The organism is Microtetraspora sp. NBRC 16547, from assembly GCF_030268965.1.
Lineage (GTDB): Bacteria > Actinomycetota > Actinomycetes > Streptosporangiales > Streptosporangiaceae > Microtetraspora.
Window position 1 is genome coordinate 14,176 of sequence record NZ_BSSE01000028.1, and the last position, 17,824, is coordinate 31,999.

A 17,824-nucleotide genomic window follows, 5' to 3' on the forward strand; every position below is an offset into this window, starting at 1 on the left:
TTATGGTGGCACTATGGACGCGACGAAAGCGATCATCGATACGGTCGACCGGTTGCGGCAGCGCCGCACAGCGCCACTGGTCCTGGAGCTCGACCTGACGGAGGGACTCACGGAAGGACCGCCGGTCGATCCGCTGAGTGCGATCATGACCATGCGCAAGGCGCGGCTGGCCGACGTTCTCTCCGGGCTCAAGCGGGCCCGCCAGGACCCCCGGGTGCGCGCGGTCATCGTCAAGATCGGCGGGCATCCGCTCGGCCTGGGCATGGTCCAGGAGGTGCGGGCCGCCCTCCTCCGGCTCCGCGCCACCGGGAAGCTGACCGTCGCGTTCGGGGAGACCTTCGGGGAGTTCGCCGCCGGGACCGTCCCGTACTACCTGGCCAGCGCCTGCGAGCGGGTCTACCTGCAGCCGTCCGGGGACGTGGGGCTGACGGGCGTCTCGCTTGAGCAGCGGTTCGTCCGTGACGCGCTGGCCAAGGCCGGCGTGGAATACCAGCTCGGCCAGCGGTACGAGTACAAGACCGCGGCCAACACGTTCACCCAGAACCACATGACCGACGCGCACCGCGAGTCCGCGACCCGGATCGCCGAGTCGGTGACCGAGCAGATCGTGAAGGGCATCGCCGAAGCGCGCTCCCTCACGCCCGAACGGGTCCGCGAGCTGATCGACCAGGGACCGTTCGTCGGGCCGGAGGCGCTCGAAGCCGGTCTCGTCGACGCCCTGAAATATCGCGACGAGGTGTACGGCGAGACGGTCGGCGACGCCCACCTCCTCTACGTCTCCCGGTACGCCAGGAACCCGCTGCCCAAGAAGCTCCCGCACCCCGGCGAGCACGTCGTCGCGCTGGTCCACGGGATCGGCATGATCCGCCTGGGGCGCAGCGGCCGTTCACCGCTCGGCGGCGGGAACTCCATGGGGTCCGACACGATCTGCGCCGCGCTGCGCTCGGCCCGCCGCGACGACAAGGTGAAGGCGATCGTGTTCCGGGTGGACAGCCCCGGCGGGTCGTACGTCGCGTCCGACGCCATCTGGCGTGAGGTGGTGCTGGCCCGCAAGGCGGGCAAGCCGGTCATCGTCTCCATGGGCGACCTCGCCGCGTCCGGCGGGTACTTCGTGTCGATGGCCGCCGACGTGATCGTGGCCCAGCCCGGCACGCTCACCGGCTCGATCGGCGTGTTCGGCGGCAAGCCGGTCGTCAGCGAGCTGCTCGGCAAGATCGGCGTGGTGACGGAGGCGGTGACCGAGGGCGTCAACGCCGGGATGTTCTCCCCCACGCGCGAGTTCTCCGGCCCGCAGTGGGATCGGGTGAACGCCTGGCTCGACCGCATCTACGACGATTTCGTGGGCAAGGTGGCGCAGGGACGCGGGCTGGACCGGGACCGGGCGCACGAGCTGGCCAGAGGCCGGGTCTGGACCGGTGCCGACGCGCTGGAGGGCCGCCTGGTGGACGAGCTCGGCGGTCTGGAGGACGCCTTGGCCCTCGCCAGGAAGAAGGCGGGTCTCGCCGTGGACGCGCCGGTCAGGACCTATCCGCGGATGCATCCCCTTGAGCGGCTGTTCCCGCCCGAGTCGAGCGAGGACAGGTCGGCGGCCCCGGCCCGGATCCGCCTGGAGGCGTGGGGGCCGATGGCCCGCGTCGCCGCCGAGCTGGGCCTCCCGGCGTACGGCCCGCTCGTCCTGCCCGGCTGGTGGACGATCCGCTGACCAGTTCATAGCACCTGTCGCCGTCAGGCCCGGGGAATGCGTACTTCGACGGGGGTCAGGTCGTCCGGCACGCTCCCGGGGTACAGCCCGGACAGCATCGCGCCGACCGTGTAGAGATTCCAGGCCAGCGCGGGCTGCTTGACCGCGGGGGCGGCGAACAGGTCCTCGACGGCGTCCTTCCTGACGATGTCCCAGAGGACGTCGCCGTCCAGCACGCCCTCGCGGAGAACCGCGGTCAGCTGCTCGCCGGGGCTGGTCCGCCAGTTCCAGCCGCCCGCGCCCTTCTTCTGCGCCGCCGGGGCGGGCGGCTGCCGCCGGGCGAGCAGGGACTCCCATCGGGAGGGAGTGCGCTCGGCCATGAACCTCCATTCGGCGCCCTCGATCGGTATCCGCCGCAGCTGGGGAGCGAACATGCCGATGAGCTCGTGGACGACCTCCTCGGAACGGCGCCACATGGGGTCGAGCGCGAGCGCCGCCGCCACCACCCGGTTGTCGAGAAACGGCTGCACGGCGTCTCCCCTCCGCAGGGACCCCGCGCGGGCGGCCGCGTGCCATCTGCCCACCCTGTAGGTGACGTACATGTGGTCGAGGACCTGGGCCGGATCGGTCATGGCCCGCTCCTGCCAGGGAGCGGCGAGGCGGCGCGCGTGCGCGTTGGCGTCCTCGGTGAAGAGTGCCTCGTCCTTCAGGAAGAAGACGTCCACTCTCCGCCGCATCGCTTTGGGGGCGGGATTCCCCTGGCTGTAGAGGAACCCGCCGCGCAGGATCTCACCGCTCTGCCCGGACATGGTGAGCCTGGAGCTGTACGGCAGGTACTCGACGATGGTCTCGTAGGCGGAGGTCATGCCCTCGCACGTACGCAGCACCTCGAACGTACGGCGGAGCGGGTGCTCCACGAGCACCGCGTCCCGCTGCTCGGTGCGCTTGGGGGGAATCACCGTGTGCTCGACACCGAGCTTCGCGGCGATCCGCCGCGCGATCACCACATCCGGGTGGTCGTCCAGACCGTTGGTCGTCACCCGGAACGGAACCTTGGCCGCGTGGAGCAGGGCGGCCATGAGCCGGCTGTCCCGTCCTCCGGTGAGCGCCAGATTCACCTGGTCGGTGAGCGGCCTGACCGTTTCTATCAGCGCTTCGGCCAACCCCTCGATCGCGTCCCGCTTGCCCCGGCGGGACTCCGGTACGGGTCCGGACCCGGGCAACGGGACCGACGTGATCTTCCGGATTCCGTCGCGGATCTCCAGCGTGGTCGCCGGCGGCAACGCGCGCACTCCCTCGAAGGGCGTCTCGTCGGACAGGAAGTAGCCCTGCCGCACCATCGACTGGAGGGCCGGCACATCCCAGTCGATGGTGCGGCCGTCACGGGCCACCAGGTGCACGAGCAGCGCGCGGGTTCCCACGATGTGCAGCTCCGGGGTCTCGGCGTAGAAGACCCCGCACGCCCGCGTCATGTCGGTGACGGCCGTCATCGCCCCCGGTTCGATGCGAAGCGCCGCGAAACACCCTGGCATCCGGTGGGCGGTGTCGCGCATCGATGACGCGTTGAGCAGATCATGCGCTCCGCTCCAGTCGAGCAACGTTCCGGTGACTCCGAGCGCCCGGGAATCCGTCGCCATGACCAGAGCCGGCCGTGTGCCGCTCTCTCCCTCGTTCCCCCAACCGAGCAACACGGCCCCGGGAAATCGCCGCTGTACGGCGGCGACGGTGTCCGGCGGCACCGGAAACACCTGTTCGACCAGGCTTTCCGCGTGCCGGATCACCTGGTCGAGGAATTCCGGCGGAGCCGTGCCTTTGCTCACCGCCGCGAGAAAAACGCGCACTTTCACCTCACAGAGTCACATGTCCGGCTGTCTGAGGTCGGGGCGATATCGCGTGCTCCCGCATCGCGTGCTCCCGCATCGCGCGCCCTCAGTGATGCGGCGGACCCGCCGGTGGATCCGGTGCGAATCCGGCACGGCAGCGCGCGATCGCGACATCACAGCCGTAGTCGGTCGTCGATCTACGATCCGTTGCAGCCGCGGTGTGGCGGCTGCAATCAGGACGATCGACTTACACGTGGATTTTCACCGGGAGATGCCGCGGCATCGGCTGAACCCCGCACGAACGCCAGTGCGCCAGTGCGCCATAAATCCTGACCATCAGTACCCCCGTATCCAAAACGGCAAATCCATTCATGATCGTTGCACATGGAGGTCCGAACTGTCAGGTGAATATCAATATGACAGTAAAAGGCGCGCTTTCCCGGTTTCAGCGCGCAACCGATGTCACGCTGAAGAATCAATCAATTTCACGCGGTTCGCATAATCGCCCGGCCCATGCGGCGGCGGGAGCGGAGCCGTAGGAACGGGGTCCTGGCGGAGTCAATGTGCTCGACGGCCGGCACGGCGGTGGTGAAGAACGTGCGGTCACCGGCCGGCACGACCAGGGTCGTCGCGGCGACCGCCGACTGGCGGACCACCCGCCCGCGCGTGGAAGGCGCTGCTCAGGAGGGCGTGATGAAGGACCTGAACACGGCCCGCATCGTGGGCTGGAAGGTGTCCCAATATTGCTCGCGCACCTGCCAGTGCAGGAAGCAGAGCGATGCCCCCGTGGAGATCACCCGCGTCACCTGGCGATAGCCACCCTTCAGCTCGACGATCTCGGAGGAAGGGGTCGCCGTGAAGCCGGTGAACTCCAACTCCGCCGCCTCGCCGACGCTCACGGGTACCCGGGCGAGATTGGCGCGCTCGTATTTCGTGCCCTCCGCCTCGAAGTCGCGATCCATTTTCTCCAGGTAGCCCATGGGATCGGCCTCGCCGTCTTCCACTTCGCCGACCTCGATGCTGAGCACCGCGCGTCCCTTGGGATCCGACCACCACTGCTGGCCGTAATCGTTGCGGTCGTTCTTCCACGCCTTGGGTGCCTGGATGGACCACCCCTGGTCGGAGGAGAAGGAGCGGAGCGCGAGCGTCCTGGGCGGGGCGGACACCGCGGCCGGGCGGTTGCCCGCCCCCTCCGTTTGATCCGCCTTCTCTCCCTGCAGCAGGAACCAGCCGCCCGCCGCCACTCCCAGCAGCGTGACCGCCGCGATCAGCGTCGCCGTACGGCTTGGCCACCTGTCGGGCATCCGTCCGCGCAAGCGGTCCCGTACGGACTCTCTCGCTGTGCGCGATCTCCGCTTGCGCCCGGATGAGCGATCGTGGACAGGGCGGGTGGGCTCCTGCCATGACCGGTCATGATCCGGTGCCACGGCGCCCCCCACAGGACTGTCCATCAAGGGGCCGCCCGGCCTGGCACCGCTCGGCACTGGGCCACCCGGCACAACGCCACTCGCCGCCGCGGCCAGCAGTCGGTCCGCCTCCTCCGGACCGACGCGGTACGCCGGGTCCTTCACCAGCAGCCCGGCCAGGGCCGGACGGATCTCCGGGGGCACCCGAGTGAGATCGGCCTGTTCGTTGCTGATGAGAGCCGCCAGGACAGCCATCCCGCTGTCCCTGTGGAATGGCGACCTCCCGGTGACCAACGCGTACAGAGTCGCTCCGAGCGACCAGAGATCCGAGGCCGGCCCGGCCTGCGCCCCGCTGACCCGCTCCGGAGCGATGAAACTCGGCGACCCGGTGACCATCCCCGTCCTGGTGAGCGACGGGTCCTCCTCAAACGTCGCGATGCCGAAATCGGTGAGCACGATTCGGCCGTCCCGCCCGACCAGGATGTTGGCAGGCTTCACGTCACGATGGATGACACCGGCCGCATGAGCGCAGGTCAGCGCGGAGAGCACCTCCCGCCCGATCTCCGCGGCCCGAGCGGCCGGAAGAGGCCCGTTCTCCGCGAGAACCTGATCCAGAGACCGCGACGGGACGAGCTCCATCACGATCCACGGACGACCGTCCTGCTGGACGGCGTCATAGATCGCGATGATGCCCCGATGGTTGATCCGCGCCGCGGTCCGCGCCTCACGGGTGGCGCGCTCGATCAGCTCCGCCCGCTGCTCGTCACCGATCCCGGGCGGGAGGATCACCTCCTTGACCGCGATCGGCCGATCGAGGACCGTGTCGTGACCCTCCCAGACCGTGCCCATCCCGCCCTGACCCAGGGGACGGATCAACTGATAACGGCCAACGATGACCGGAGGGGGAGCAGTCGTCACCGTGAACACCGTCCATCAAGAAGCATGTCGTCAACCGACGGTCGATCATGCCACAGTCACCAGGACAAATGTGGCCTTCCCCACCAAACCGGCAGCTCACGCATGGTACGGAAGGGGGGCCGATCAGGAGACGGAGCGATAACGGGCGCGGAGCCGTACGAGCGGGGCCTTGGCGGGGTCGATGTAGTCGACAGCGAGCACCTGGGCGACGAAGAGCATGTGGTCGCCCGCCGGGACGACCTGGGTGGTCTCGGCCTCCAGCGCGGCCACCCCTCCCTCCACGACCAGCGCCTCGCTGTACGGCCCGCGATGGTGGGGGGCGCCGGCCAGGAGCAGCCGGGCGCTCGGGCGGCCGGGCGTGGCGAACCGGGAGGCGATGGCCTGCTGCCCGTCGGAGAGCAGCGCGATGGCCCAGCGGTCCCGGCGCAGCAACATCTCGGTGAGGTAGCTTCCGGCGGCGAGGCTCACCAGGACGAGGGGCGGGTCGAGCGACACGGACATCAGCGTGGAGACCGTGGCCCCCACATCGTCCCTGCCCTCGCGGACCGTGACCACCGACACTCCGGCGGCCAACTGTCCCATCGCCTCGACGAACTCGCCCACCCGGCTCCCCCGTGATCACGTTCGGTCGTTGCGGTCAGAGCCTATGCCTCGGGGCGATCACCCCGGCGGGCGCGCCCGCCGGGGTGATCATCCGATCAGACCAGCCCGTTCTGGGAGAGCCAGTCCTTGGCGACCACGGGCGGGTCGTCCTTGTCGACGGAGACGCGCTTCATCAACGTCACCAGCGTGGCGGTGTCGAGCTTGGCGGAGACGGCGTCGAGCGTGGAGGTGACCGTGTCGTCCACGCCCGGCTGGTAGACGAGCGGCGCGACGTTGTCCGCACCGAAGGCGTTCTTGGTGTCCTGGAGCGAGACGAGGCCGTTCAGCAGGATCTTCGGATCGGTGGTGAAGACGTTCCCCACCTGGACGGTGCCGCTCTTGATCGCGTCGGCCGTGGTGTCACCCGTGGGCTTCCACTCCTTGAACTCCAGGCCGTAGGCGTCCTTGAAGTTCTGCTCCTGGCGCTCCTTGAACTCCGGCGGGCCGCCCACGACGAAGTCCTTCGACACCTTGGCCAGGTCCTCGATCGTGGTCAGGTTGTGCTTCGCGGCGGTCTCCTTGGTGACCGTCAGCGAGTTGTTGTCCTCGGCGGCGGCGGGCTGCAGGACCTCCAGCTCCGCGGGAAGCTCCTTCTTCAGCCCGGCGAGGATCTCGTCCTCGGTCTTGGCCGTGCTGGTCTTGTCCACGAACGCGAGCAGCGAGCCGATGTACTCCGGCAGCACGGTCAGGCCGCCACTCTTGATCTGGCCGTACACGATCTCGCGGCTGCCGATGTTGGGCTTCTCCTCGACGGTGACGCCCTTGGCCTGCAACGCCTGAGCGTAGATCGACGCGAGGAGCACACTCTCGGGGAAGTTGAACGAGCCCACGACCACCTTCTTCGCGTCCGCCGGGGCCGCGGACGCGCTCGTGGAGGACAGCGGATCCGATCCGCCGCCGCAGGCGGTCAAGGCGAGCGCCGCGGTCACGGCGACCGCCAGAGCGCTGACAAGGCGTTTCATCATATTCCCTTCACAATTGGGGGGTAAAGCATAGATTACCGTGCCCGCCGGATGCCGGGCGAGACCGCTACCCGGGACAGCAGGGTGAACCCGGCTTGCGCCGCCAGGGCGAGCACGACGACGAGAAAGGCGCCGCCGATCGTGATCGTGTAGTTCTGGGTGGCGAGGCCGTCCATGATGAAGCGGCCCAGGCCGCCCAGGCCGACGTAGGCCGCGACGGTGGCCGTCGCCACCACCTGGATGGCCGCCAGCCGCAGTCCCAGGAGGATCAGCGGCAGCGCGACGGGGACGAGCACCTTGAAGAGGACCTGCGGTCCCCGCAGGCCCATGCCGTACGCCGCGTCGCGCAGGTCGGGGTCGACGCCGCGCACACCCTCGTACGTGTTGACCAGGATGGGCGGCACCGCCAGCAGGACCAGCGGGATGAGCACCGGCCAGGCGCTGCCGACCCCGATGATCAGTACGACGAGCACGAGGATGCCGAGGGTGGGCAGCGCCCTGGCGACGTTCGCGCTGATCACGACGACGTGTGAGCCGCGGCCGGTGTGCCCGGCCCAGAGCCCGAGCGGGACCGCGACGGCCGTCGCCATCAGCAGCGCCACCACCGAGAACGCCAGGTGCTCAAGCAGCCGTACGGGGATCCCTCCCGGGCCGGACCAGTTCGCCGGATTCGAGAAGAAGTCGATCAGCCAGTTCACGTGCGCCTCCACGGGGTCAGCAGCCGCTGCGCCAGCACGAGCAGGCCGTCCGCGATCACGGCGAGCAGGACGGTCGCCACGATGCCGACCACGATGGGCGTGGTGAACTGCCGCTGCCACCCGTCGATGAACAGGTAGCCGAGCCCGCCCTGTCCGATGAGCGCGCCGACGCTGACCAGGCTGATGCTGGAGACGGTGGCGACCCGGAGACCGGCCAGCACGACGGGCACGGCCAAAGGCAGCTCGACCCGCACCAACCGGCGCAGCGGGGTGAAGCCCATGGCGACCGCCGAATTCCGGACGTGGTCCGGGATCGAGGTGAGCCCGTCCACGACGGTCGGGACCAGGACCGCCAGCGAGTAGAACGTGAGCGGCACGATGACCGTCGCCTGTCCGAGGCCGGTGATCGCGAGCATCACGATGAAGACCGCGATCGACGGCAGCGAGTAGACGATGTTCATCACGCTCACCGTCGGCTGGTAGAGCCATCGCCAGCGGGCGCTCGCCAGGCCGATGGGCAGCGCGAGCAGCAACCCGAAGAGCACGGGGAGGAACGCCATGACAACGTGCGACTCCAGCAGTGCGACGATGCTGTCCGGCCGCCCGGTGTCCCAGTTGCGCCAGATCCAGTCCCATCGCACCAGGGGTTCGTCACCCATGCGGGTCCTCCCCGCGCGCGGGATCCGCACCCCGGGACTCATCCCGGGACTCTTCGTGCGCGGGATCCGCATCCGGGGACTCATGCCGGGACTCTTCGTGCGCGGGTCCTCCGCGCGGGTCGCCGGGGTCCGGCGCGGCGGAGCGCGCGGCGTACTGCCCCAGCACCTCGTCCAGCGCCTCGCGGGTGGCCACACCGATCACCCCGCCGTCCTCGTCGACCGCAACGGCGTTCCCGTTGGGCGCCAGCAGGGCCGCGTCCAGTGCCGCGCGCAGCGAGTCACGCTCCGGATCGAAGGTCCCGTACGGCAGGAGCCCCTCGTCGGCCCGCCAGCCCAGCGGGCGGCCGGAGGCGTCCACCGCGAGGTCGGCGGGAGCCGCACTCAGCCGGACGTCCTTGGCGGGGATGAACGAGAGACGGCGGATGCCCCGGTCACGGCCGAGGAACTCGCGGACGAAATCGTCCGCGGGCGCGGTCAGCAGCGTCGCGGGGCCCGCCATCTGGGCGAGACGGCCACCCACACGCAGGACGGCGACCATGTCGCCCAGCTTGATCGCCTCGTCGATGTCGTGCGTGACGAACACGATCGTCTTCTGCAGGTCCGACTGGAGACGGAGCAACTCCTCCTGCAGGCTCGCCCGGACAACCGGATCGACCGCGCTGAACGGCTCGTCCATCAGCAGCACGGGCGGGTCGGCGGCGAGCGCCCGCGCCACGCCCACCCGCTGCTGCTGGCCACCGGAGAGCTGGTACGGATAGCGCCGCGCCAGGTCGGAGTCCAGCCCCACCCGTTCGAGCAACTCCATCGCCCGGGCCCGGGCCCGCTTCTTGTCCCAGCCGAGCAGGTACGGCACGGTCGCCACGTTGTCCACGATCTTGCGATGCGGGAACAGGCCCGCCTGCTGGATGACGTATCCGATGCCCCGGCGAAGGGTGGGCGGGTCGATCTCCCGCACGTCCTGGCCGTCCAGGAGGATCCGCCCCTCCGTGGCGTCGATCATCCGATTGATCATCCGTAGCGACGTCGTCTTGCCACATCCCGACGGGCCGACGAACACCGTGATCGCCCCCGTGGGCGCCTCAAGACTGAGGTCGTCCACCGCGACGGTTCCGTCGGCGTAGCGCTTGGTGACGCCTTCAAATGTGATCACAGGAACCTCGTCCTTCGAGAGTTTGCGATCACGTCAACAACCCTGAGGCCCCTACCGTTCCCCTGAGCACTGCTCAGCCACATGATCCTCCCAACCAGCCTATGCGGGCATCTCGCCCGTCGTGTCCCATCTCTGGAAGAAATGGAACGGATGAATGCTCTCCTAAATTACTTACTAAATGTCTATCAAAGACACTTCGAATAGTGCGGTGGCCCCTGGGCACCCGGCATGATTGACTACACTCTCAAGACTCGCACCAACCTCAGAGGAACCGGCCGTGACAACACCGCTCACCGGTCAGCGGACCCGCAGTGAGCTGATCGCCGAGCTCTACGAACGTCACGCCGCCGGGCTGTTCGCTTACTGCCACGACCAGCTCGGCGAGACGAGCTCCGCCGCCGACGCGGTGGTGTCCGTCTTCACCGGAGTGCCGACCGACCCCTCCCCCGCGCGCGCCGCGCTGTACGCCCTCGCCCGGCGCGAGATCTACCGCCGGGACGTCAGCTACGCGCTACCGGCAGTGGACTCGGTCGCCGACCCGGCCACCGCGCTGATCGAGCGAGTCTTCCGTGACATCCGCCCCCACCAGCGGGAAGTCCTCCTCCTGTCCGCCGTCTGCGGCCTGACCACCAGTGAGCTCTCCTGGGTGTTCGAGGTCGCCACCGACACCGCGGCCGAGCTCACACTCAGCGCGCGCCGCCGCTTTTCCCAGACTCTCATCACCGCGACGACCGCGGCCCGGTCGGCCCCGTACGTGCCAGTGGGCGTCGCCGAGGTCTACGACGCCATCGTCGTCTCGCCGATCGAGGACGTGCTGGCCCGGCTGCCCTGGCGCCGCCCCGCCGCCGCGGTGCGGGCCCGGGTGCTGTCCTCCCTCCCCATGGAGGAGCCCGGCGACAGCGCCGCCGTCGCGGCCGCCCCTACGACACTGCCGACGAGGAAGCTGTGGCCGACCACGCCCGCGTGGCCGCTGCCGCTCACCGACCCCAACCAGGTCACCAACACGTGCGTGCTGCCCGCGGAGGCCCTCGCACCGCCGCAGCCCGGACGCAGGTCCAAGCACGAGGCGACGACCGAGCCGATGCCCCGGCTGCGCCCCTCGCTCTTGGCGGCGTTCACCGACCGGAAGCGACGCGCCGCACAGACTCCCGCTTCCGCCGGGGAGGCTCCGGCTTCGGGCAAGCAGGCTCCGGCTTCCGCCGGGGAGGCTCCGGCTTCCGCCGGGGAGGCTCCGGCTTCGAGAGAACAGGCTTCGGCTCCGGCCGGGCGGGATCTGACCGTTACGGACGCCCCGCCGTCCACACCCACCTTGCCCGCCCCGCCGGCCTTGCCCGCTCCGCGCGAGTCAGCACTCCCGGCCACGGTCGAGATGGCTTCCCCGGCCGCTGAGACGGCGGCACCGCGCCACTCGGCCACAGCGGATTCGACGGCTTCGTGGGGCTCCGCGCTCTATCCCTTCTCCTCGTCCGACCAGACGCCCTCGATCGGGCAGGCTTCCTTGGCCGGGGAGGTCGTCTCGCCTCGCCGTGATCCCTCCGCTCACGAGGCCTTCCCCACCGAGGCGATGCCCCCGATCTCGGGGGCATCCACCGTCTCGGGCGACGCGGTGACATTCGACGCCGTGACATTCGACACCGTGACATTCGACGCGGTGACATTCGACGCGTTCCGCCCCGCCGAGGAGACGTCGGCCGCACCGGCGGCCTTCCCGGCCCTGACGAGCTTCCCGGCCTTGACAGACTCCCCGGCTCCGGCGATCGAGGCGGCGCCCGCCGCCGAGACCCGCGTCACGGAGCCGGACGCCGTGCCGGCCGAGCTCGCCGAACCCTCCGAGGGCGGTACGACCGCCGGAGACGGCACGGCCACCGGAGACCGCAAGGCGGCCAAGCAGCGCAAGGCGGCGGCCAAGAAGGCGCTCAAGGCCGCGACCAAGGCCTCGGCCAAGGCGTCCGAGTCGTCCAAGGCCAAGGCCAAGGACGCGGTCTCGGTCCCGGCGAAGGCGAAGGGCAAGGCGAAGCCCGGAAAGCGCCGAGAGCGCCACTACGACTGGGCCTGGGAGCTCGTAGGCTTCCTGATCTGCGTGGCGATCGCACTGATCGTCTTCTTCTCGATGCCCACGTTCACCACTCCCTGACCTTCCGGAAGCCTCCGGTCCGGCCGACCGAGGCGAGCATCAAGACCGGCCGAGCCAGTACGCCGGTCGAGCGTCAGGGCACGCCGGGCGTCAGGGCGGGCCAGGGTGCTCCGCCCAAGAGTCAGGCCCCGGGGCGCGAACCGAGCGTCAGGGCCGGGCGAGCGTCAGGGCCGGGCGAGCGTCAGGGCTGGGCAGGCGCGGCCCCTCACCTGCCGCGATCACCCTGCCCACCAGCTCGTGCAGCGTCCTCTCCACGCCATCACGACCACCCGGCCCGTCGGGCTGTTCCGGCCCGTCCGGCCCTCCCGTGGTTCCCGCAACGCTTTCCCCACCGACGGGGCCCTGTGCGTTCATCGGGGTGCGTTCATCGGGGTGCGCTCATCGGGGCGGCTTGGGGAGCTGGAGGCCGAGCATGGCGATCAGCTCGCGCTGGACCTCGTTGACCCCGCCGCCGAAGGTGAGCACGAGTGCGCCCTTGACGCCCCGGTCCACCCGCTCGATCAGGTCGCGCGTCTCCTCGTCCGCCGGATCGCCGTACCTGGCGATGGTGTCGCCGACGATGCGGCCGACGTCCTGCATTCGCTCGGAGGCGTAGATCTTGGTAGCGGACGCGTCGGGCGCTCCCAGCCACCCCAGGTCCATGTTGGCGGCCACCTGCCAGTTCAGCAGTTCGTTGGTCCGGAAATATGCGTACACCTGGGCGATCGCGCGTCGTACCGCCGGGTTCTCGAAGAGCGGTCTGCCGTCACGGCCCGGCTTCCCCTTGGCCCACCTGAGGAACCGGACGTACGTGTGACCGATGTTGCCCGCCGGGCCGAGCGTCACCCGCTCGTGGTTGAGCTGGTTGACGATCAGGTCCCAACCCTTGTTCACCTCGCCGACGACCATGTCCACGGGGACGCGGACATCGCTGTAGTACGTCGCGTTCGTGTGGTGCCGCCCGTCCATGGTGATGATCGGCGTCCACGAGTAGCCGGGGTCGGCGCAGTCCACGATCATCATGGTGATCCCGCGATGTTTCTTCGCGGCGGGGTCGGTACGCGCGGCGAGCCAGACGTACTGCGCGTGGTGCGCGCCCGAGGTGAAGATCTTCTGCCCGTTGACCACGTAGTGGTCGCCGTCCCTGACCGCTGTGGTCCGCAGGGAAGCGAGGTCCGTACCCGCCTCCGGCTCGCTGTATCCGACCGCGAAGTGGCACTCGCCCGCGAGGATGCGTGGCAGGAAGAACTCCTTCTGCTCGGCGGTGCCGTACTGCATGAGGGTCGGGCCCACGGTGCCGACCGTGATGATCGGGTACGGCACCTCGGCGAGCGCGATCTCGTTCGCGAATATCTGCTGTTCCAGCGGGCCGTAACCGCCGCCGCCGTACTCCTTGGGCCACCCGAGGCCGAGCTTGCCGTCCCGGCCGAGCCGCTTGCAGTGCTCCATGTACGCGGGGCCGAACGGGTCGGCGGCGATCTTCTCGCGATCCTCGGGGGTGATGCAGCCCGCGAAGTATTCGCGCAGCTCGTCGCGGATCCGGCGCTGCTCTCGCGTGAGTTCGATGAACATCAGACCAGGGCTCCGATCAGGTCGAGCTGGGCCTCCGCGCCGCCGAGCAGGTGGGCGGCGTGCTTGCCCCAGGCGAAGTAACGGTGCAGCGGATAGGTCACGTCGAGGCCCATGCCGCCGTGCAGGTGCTGGCAGGTGTAGAGGGCTCTCACGACGGAGTCCGACGCGGTGTACGCCGCTATCGCCAGGTCCTCTTCGGCGGGCAGCCCCTCGGCCAGCCGCCACACACCCGACCAGACGGCCACGTCGATGGCCCGTGCCGCGATGTAGACGTCGGCGATCTGCATGGTCACCGCCTGGAACTCGGCCAGTGCCCGATCGAACTGCCTGCGCGTCCGGATGTAGTCGGTGGTGAGCTTGAGCGCGCCCGCCAGGACTCCGGAGGCGGTCGCCGTGATCCCCGCGAGGGCGTGCGACCGCAGCGTCTCGTAGGCCCGGCCGTCCGCCGCTCCGACGGGTTCTCCGGGGACGCCGTCCATGCTGATCACCGCGCCGGGTTCTCCGGTGGCCAGCGGCATGTCGTGAACGGTGACCGCTCCGGGATCGACGAGGAACAGCCCGACACCCGATCCCTCGACCTGCGCCGGCACGAGGATGCGCGACGCCGCGGCGGCGTGGGAGACCATGCTCTTGTGCCCGGTGATCCGGCCGTCCCTCGCGATCGTCGCGGGCGGGTCGGAGAGGTCCGCACCGGGTTCGCGCAACGCGACCGCCAGCACGGCCGCCCCTTCGACCAGCGGCGCGAGCGCCGCCCTCTGCTCGGCCGTGCCGTATCGGCCGATCGTGAGCGCGGCGACCAGGCTGGACAGCGCGGGCACGGGAGCGACGTGGGCGCCGACCTCTCGGAGGATCACCGCCATCCCGACCGGGCCGAGCCCGGCGCCACCCGCCTCCTCAGGAAGGCACGCCCCGAGCAGCCCCGCCTGCGCCATCGCCGCCCAAAGCGCCGAGTCGTACGGCAGGCCCGACTCCTCATGCGCCTCGATCCTGGCGTGGGTGGCCATGCGCCCCAGGACGTCGGCGGTCAGGGCGCGTAACTCTGCCTGGGTCTCATCCAGGTTGAAGTCCATCAGATCTCCAGAAAGTCGTAGCGGGCCAACGCGTTCGCGTTCCGGGTCGTGTTCCGGGTCGTGTTCCAGGTCATGTGGTGGGGCACTGCGGGAGGCGCCCACCTGGATCTCTTCGGTCACCGCGCGGGACATGTGCGGTCATCCCGGCGGCCGCCGGACCGGCACGGCACCCCGCCACGGCATCGCTCACACCGGCCTCCTCCGCAGGACACTCCAACCGCAAAGTAGAACAGGGTCTAATCTCTGTCCAGAGCGCGAGACCGCAATCTGGTCAGGACATCCGACCGAAACAAGAAAGACATGCAAGGACGACCCTCTTTGTGACTGGTGAGTAACCATCCAGCAGGAGAAGAAGTCAGATAACGTGTTCTTATGCGTATCCCGGATGCCGTCAGAGAGGCCGCGACGCCGGGCCCGGAAGGGGCAGCCAGCGTGGAGAACCACCCGACCACGGCGACCGCTCCGGGCGCCCGTACGCGAAGCCAGCTCCAGCGGCGCAAGCGCATCGTGCAGGCGGCGGCCGCACTCGCGTCGCGCGGCGGCGTCGAGGCCATGCAGATGCGGACCGTGGCCGAACGAGCCGGCGTCGCGCTTGGCACGCTCTATCGCTACTTCCCGTCCAAGATGGATCTCGTCGTCGCCGTCGTGGGTGAGGAGATCGACCTCCTGGAGTCGAGCATCCAGCGGCGCCCGCCGAGCGCTCCGACCGCTTCCGGGCGGGCCGTCGACGTCCTGATGCGAGCCACCCGGGGGCTGATGCGCGAGCCGGAGCTCGCCGACGCGCTGCTCCGGTCGCTGATCATGACCGAGGTGGAGACGCCGTTCGGCGACCGGATGGCCAGGCTTCTGCTCCGCGTCGCCGGCGACGGCCTCACCGTGGAGCTGGCCACGGAGGACCAGCTCACCCTGGCGGACTCGCTCGCCAGCGTGTGGGTCCACGAACTGCTCGAGATGCTCCGCGGACTGCGGACCTACGACCAGATCCAGCACCGGATCGAGATCGTCTCCGCTCGGCTGCTGATCGACTTCTGACCCGCTCCCGGCCTTCCACCGAAATATGAAACCGGTTACAGTCCTGGACTGGAACAAGGTTCTGAAACGGAGGAGGCCACCGTGGGCACACCGGTGATCGTCGAGGCGGTACGCACTCCGATCGGTAAGCGGAACGGCTGGCTCGCGGGCCTGAAGCCGCAGGCCGTCCTGGCGGCCACGCTGAAGGGGCTGGTCGCGAAATCCGGCATCGACCCCTCGATCGTCGGTCAGGTCTTCGCAGGCTGCGTGACCCAGGCCGGCGAGCAGGGCGGGCACATCGGACGGCACGCCTGGTTGTACGCCGGCCTGCCGTACCAGACGGGTGTGACGACGATCGACGCCCAGTGCGGATCGTCCCAGCAGGCGGTTCACCTGGTGGCCGCGATGATCCAGGCGGGCGTCATCGACGCCGGCATCGCCTGCGGCGTCGAGGTGATGAGCCGCCAGCCCCTGATGAGCAACGTGCAGCCGGCGCGGCCCAGGCCCGACGACTGGTCGCTGGACCTGCCCGACCAGTTCTCCGCCGCCGAACGAATCGCGCAGCGGCGCGGCCTCACCCGCGAACGGCTCGACGCCTTCGGCGCCCGGTCCCAGCATCTGGCGGCCAAGGCATGGGCCGACAACCGGTTCGAGCGCGAGATCCTTCCGGTGGTCGCCCCCGTGCTCGACGAAAACGGTCAACCGACTGGCGAGAGCCGCACCGTCACCAAGGACCAGGGGCTGCGCGAGACCACGGTGGACGGGCTCGCGCGCCTTCGCCCCGTACTGGGCGAGGACGGGCTCCACACGGCGGGCACGTCCTCGCAGATCTCCGACGGCGCGGCGGCCGTGCTGCTCATGAGCGAGGAGGCGGCCGCACGGAACGGCCTGCGCCCCCGCGCGCGGATCCTGGCCCAGGCTCTGGTCGGCAGCGAGCCGTATTACCACCTCGACGGGCCGGTGGATGCGACGGCCAAGGTGTTCGCGCAGACCGGGATGTCCGCGAGCGACATCGACCTGTTCGAGGTGAACGAGGCGTTCGCATCCGTCGTCCTCTCGTGGGCGTCCGTGCACGAACCGGACATGGACCGCGTCAACGTCAACGGAGGCGCGATCGCGCTGGGCCACCCGGTCGGGGCCACCGGGTCTCGGTTGATCACCACGGCCCTGCACGAACTGGAGCGCTCCGACTCCTCGACCGCGCTGATCTCGATGTGTGCCGGAGGCGCGCTGGCCACGGCCACGATCATCGAGCGTCTCTGACGTCCCGATCCGACTCTCAGAGCCGGATCGGGACCGCTGGGACAGGGTCGGCCGCCGGCGGCGGGCCCTCCACGCCGACGGGGCTGGGCGTGCGGTCGAAGTCGTGAGCCATAGACTGGTAGACATCCGATGTCTAGGAGCCCGCGCTGGGGCTCTGGTGGGGTGCGTGGCGTGGCGGTCACCGACGCGGCGATTGACAGAATCAAAGAGATGATCATCTCGGGCGAGCTCGCTCCCGGTGATCGGCTCCCCAAGGAGGCTGACCTCGCGGAGCGGCTCGGGCTGTCGCGCAACTCGTTGCGCGAGGCCGTTCGGGCGCTGTCGCTCATCAACGTCCTGGATGTTCGGCAGGGCGACGGCACGTACGTCACCAGCCTCCAGCCGAATCTGTTGCTCGACGCCATGTCCTTCGTGGTCGACTTCCATCGGGACGACACCGTCCTGCAGTTCCTCGAGGTGCGGCGCATCCTGGAACCTGCCGCGACCGCCATGGCGGCGACCAACATGTCGGAGGGTGACATCAAGGGGCTTCGCGAGATCCTCGAGTCGCTTCCGGACGACCCCAGCATCGAGCAGCTCGTCGCCAACGACCTGGAGTTCCACCAGCACATCGCGGCCGGGGCGGGGAACGCCGTCCTGTGTTCCTTGATCGAGAGCCTGTCCGGCCCGACCACCCGGGCTCGGGTGTGGCGCGGCCTCACTCAGGAGGGGGCTCTCGGCAAGACGCGCGAGCAGCATGTCGCCATCTACGAGGCGATCGCGGGCCGGCAGCCGGAGCTGGCCAGGGCCTGGGCGACCGTCCATGTGGCCGGTGTGGAGGAGTGGCTCCGCAAAGCCCTTTGACATTTGGTCGCTC

The 17,824-nt window shown here is 69.5% G+C and carries 16 protein-coding genes; 5 read left to right on the forward strand and 11 right to left on the reverse strand.

The genetic code is table 11. From position 1 onward, the window contains the following. Positions 1-13: 13 nt before the first annotated feature. The gene (sppA, locus tag QSK17_RS28950; protein ID WP_285708619.1) at positions 14-1,702 is read left to right on the forward strand and encodes a signal peptide peptidase SppA; all 1,689 of its coding nucleotides are present in this window, start codon (positions 14-16) and stop codon (positions 1,700-1,702) included. Between the two features lie 23 nt (positions 1,703-1,725). Here sppA and QSK17_RS28955 read toward each other — a convergent pair whose 3' ends face one another. From QSK17_RS28955 to QSK17_RS28990, 8 genes are all read right to left on the reverse strand, one after another. Next, a complete protein-coding gene (locus tag QSK17_RS28955) occupies positions 1,726-3,501 on the reverse strand; it encodes an asparagine synthase-related protein (RefSeq protein WP_285708620.1) in 1,776 nt (591 codons plus the stop codon). A 488-nt stretch (positions 3,502-3,989) separates the two neighbouring features. Further along, positions 3,990-4,160 carry a hypothetical protein gene (locus tag QSK17_RS28960; protein WP_285708622.1) on the reverse strand — a complete coding sequence of 57 codons (171 nt, stop codon included), beginning with the start codon at positions 4,158-4,160 and terminating at the stop codon, positions 3,990-3,992. Between the two features lie 24 nt (positions 4,161-4,184). After that, positions 4,185-5,828 carry a serine/threonine-protein kinase gene (locus QSK17_RS28965; RefSeq protein ID WP_285708623.1) on the reverse strand — a complete coding sequence of 548 codons (1,644 nt, stop codon included), beginning with the start codon at positions 5,826-5,828 and terminating at the stop codon, positions 4,185-4,187. Positions 5,829-5,951: 123 nt separating this feature from the next. After that, positions 5,952-6,431 (reverse strand): flavin reductase family protein, encoded by a 480-nt coding sequence (locus tag QSK17_RS28970; protein WP_285708624.1) that lies wholly within the window; start codon positions 6,429-6,431, stop codon positions 5,952-5,954. Between the two features lie 95 nt (positions 6,432-6,526). Then, positions 6,527-7,435, reverse strand: a complete 909-nt coding sequence (locus QSK17_RS28975; RefSeq protein ID WP_285708625.1) for an ABC transporter substrate-binding protein — start codon at positions 7,433-7,435, stop codon at positions 6,527-6,529. A 32-nt stretch (positions 7,436-7,467) separates the two neighbouring features. Beyond that, a complete protein-coding gene (locus QSK17_RS28980) occupies positions 7,468-8,130 on the reverse strand; it encodes an ABC transporter permease (protein ID WP_285708626.1) in 663 nt (220 codons plus the stop codon). Next, on the reverse strand, positions 8,127-8,789 hold the full coding sequence (locus QSK17_RS28985; protein ID WP_285708627.1) for an ABC transporter permease: 663 nt from the start codon (positions 8,787-8,789) through the stop codon (positions 8,127-8,129). Before QSK17_RS28985 ends, QSK17_RS28980 begins: the two co-directional genes overlap by 4 nt. After that, positions 8,782-9,939 carry an ABC transporter ATP-binding protein gene (locus QSK17_RS28990; protein ID WP_285708628.1) on the reverse strand — a complete coding sequence of 386 codons (1,158 nt, stop codon included), beginning with the start codon at positions 9,937-9,939 and terminating at the stop codon, positions 8,782-8,784. Before QSK17_RS28990 ends, QSK17_RS28985 begins: the two co-directional genes overlap by 8 nt. 277 nt (positions 9,940-10,216) lie before the next feature. Here QSK17_RS28990 and QSK17_RS28995 point away from each other — a divergent pair, with 277 nt between their 5' ends. Further along, complete coding sequence (locus QSK17_RS28995) at positions 10,217-12,073, forward strand: hypothetical protein (RefSeq protein WP_285708630.1); 1,857 nt, start codon at positions 10,217-10,219, stop codon at positions 12,071-12,073. Positions 12,074-12,220: 147 nt separating this feature from the next. Here QSK17_RS28995 and QSK17_RS29000 read toward each other — a convergent pair whose 3' ends face one another. From QSK17_RS29000 to QSK17_RS29010, 3 genes are read right to left on the reverse strand one after another with little or no spacing between them, the layout of a single operon-like run. Beyond that, positions 12,221-12,427: a hypothetical protein gene (locus QSK17_RS29000; RefSeq protein ID WP_285708631.1), complete on the reverse strand. Its 207-nt coding sequence runs from the start codon at positions 12,425-12,427 to the stop codon at positions 12,221-12,223. Between the two features lie 24 nt (positions 12,428-12,451). Next, on the reverse strand, positions 12,452-13,624 hold the full coding sequence (locus QSK17_RS29005) for an acyl-CoA dehydrogenase family protein (RefSeq protein ID WP_285708633.1): 1,173 nt from the start codon (positions 13,622-13,624) through the stop codon (positions 12,452-12,454). Beyond that, complete coding sequence (locus QSK17_RS29010) at positions 13,624-14,694, reverse strand: acyl-CoA dehydrogenase family protein (protein ID WP_285708634.1); 1,071 nt, start codon at positions 14,692-14,694, stop codon at positions 13,624-13,626. The genes QSK17_RS29005 and QSK17_RS29010 overlap by 1 nt, the downstream gene beginning before the upstream one ends. A gap of 372 nt (positions 14,695-15,066) precedes the next feature. On the opposite strand from QSK17_RS29010, the gene QSK17_RS29015 reads away from it, so the two are divergent. From QSK17_RS29015 to QSK17_RS29025, 3 genes are all read left to right on the forward strand, one after another. Then, positions 15,067-15,726 (forward strand): TetR family transcriptional regulator, encoded by a 660-nt coding sequence (locus QSK17_RS29015; RefSeq protein WP_285708635.1) that lies wholly within the window; start codon positions 15,067-15,069, stop codon positions 15,724-15,726. An 81-nt stretch (positions 15,727-15,807) separates the two neighbouring features. Further along, complete coding sequence (locus tag QSK17_RS29020) at positions 15,808-16,968, forward strand: steroid 3-ketoacyl-CoA thiolase (RefSeq protein WP_285708636.1); 1,161 nt, start codon at positions 15,808-15,810, stop codon at positions 16,966-16,968. Between the two features lie 129 nt (positions 16,969-17,097). After that, positions 17,098-17,811 (forward strand): FadR/GntR family transcriptional regulator, encoded by a 714-nt coding sequence (locus QSK17_RS29025; protein WP_285708637.1) that lies wholly within the window; start codon positions 17,098-17,100, stop codon positions 17,809-17,811. The last annotated feature ends 13 nt before the right edge of the window (positions 17,812-17,824 follow it).

Excerpts from the sequence above, each read along its gene's own strand:
- QSK17_RS28985 (WP_285708627.1), bottom strand. The coding sequence starts at position 8,789 with ATGGGTGACGAACCCCTGGTGCGATGGGACTGGATCTGGCGCAACTGG.
- QSK17_RS29025 (WP_285708637.1), top strand. The coding sequence starts at position 17,098 with ATGTCTAGGAGCCCGCGCTGGGGCTCTGGTGGGGTGCGTGGCGTGGCG.
- QSK17_RS28975 (WP_285708625.1), bottom strand. The coding sequence starts at position 7,435 with ATGATGAAACGCCTTGTCAGCGCTCTGGCGGTCGCCGTGACCGCGGCG.
- sppA (WP_285708619.1), top strand. The coding sequence starts at position 14 with ATGGACGCGACGAAAGCGATCATCGATACGGTCGACCGGTTGCGGCAG.
- QSK17_RS29015 (WP_285708635.1), top strand. The coding sequence starts at position 15,067 with ATGCGTATCCCGGATGCCGTCAGAGAGGCCGCGACGCCGGGCCCGGAA.
- QSK17_RS29005 (WP_285708633.1), bottom strand. The coding sequence starts at position 13,624 with ATGTTCATCGAACTCACGCGAGAGCAGCGCCGGATCCGCGACGAGCTG.
- QSK17_RS29010 (WP_285708634.1), bottom strand. The coding sequence starts at position 14,694 with ATGGACTTCAACCTGGATGAGACCCAGGCAGAGTTACGCGCCCTGACC.
- QSK17_RS29000 (WP_285708631.1), bottom strand. The coding sequence starts at position 12,427 with ATGAACGCACAGGGCCCCGTCGGTGGGGAAAGCGTTGCGGGAACCACG.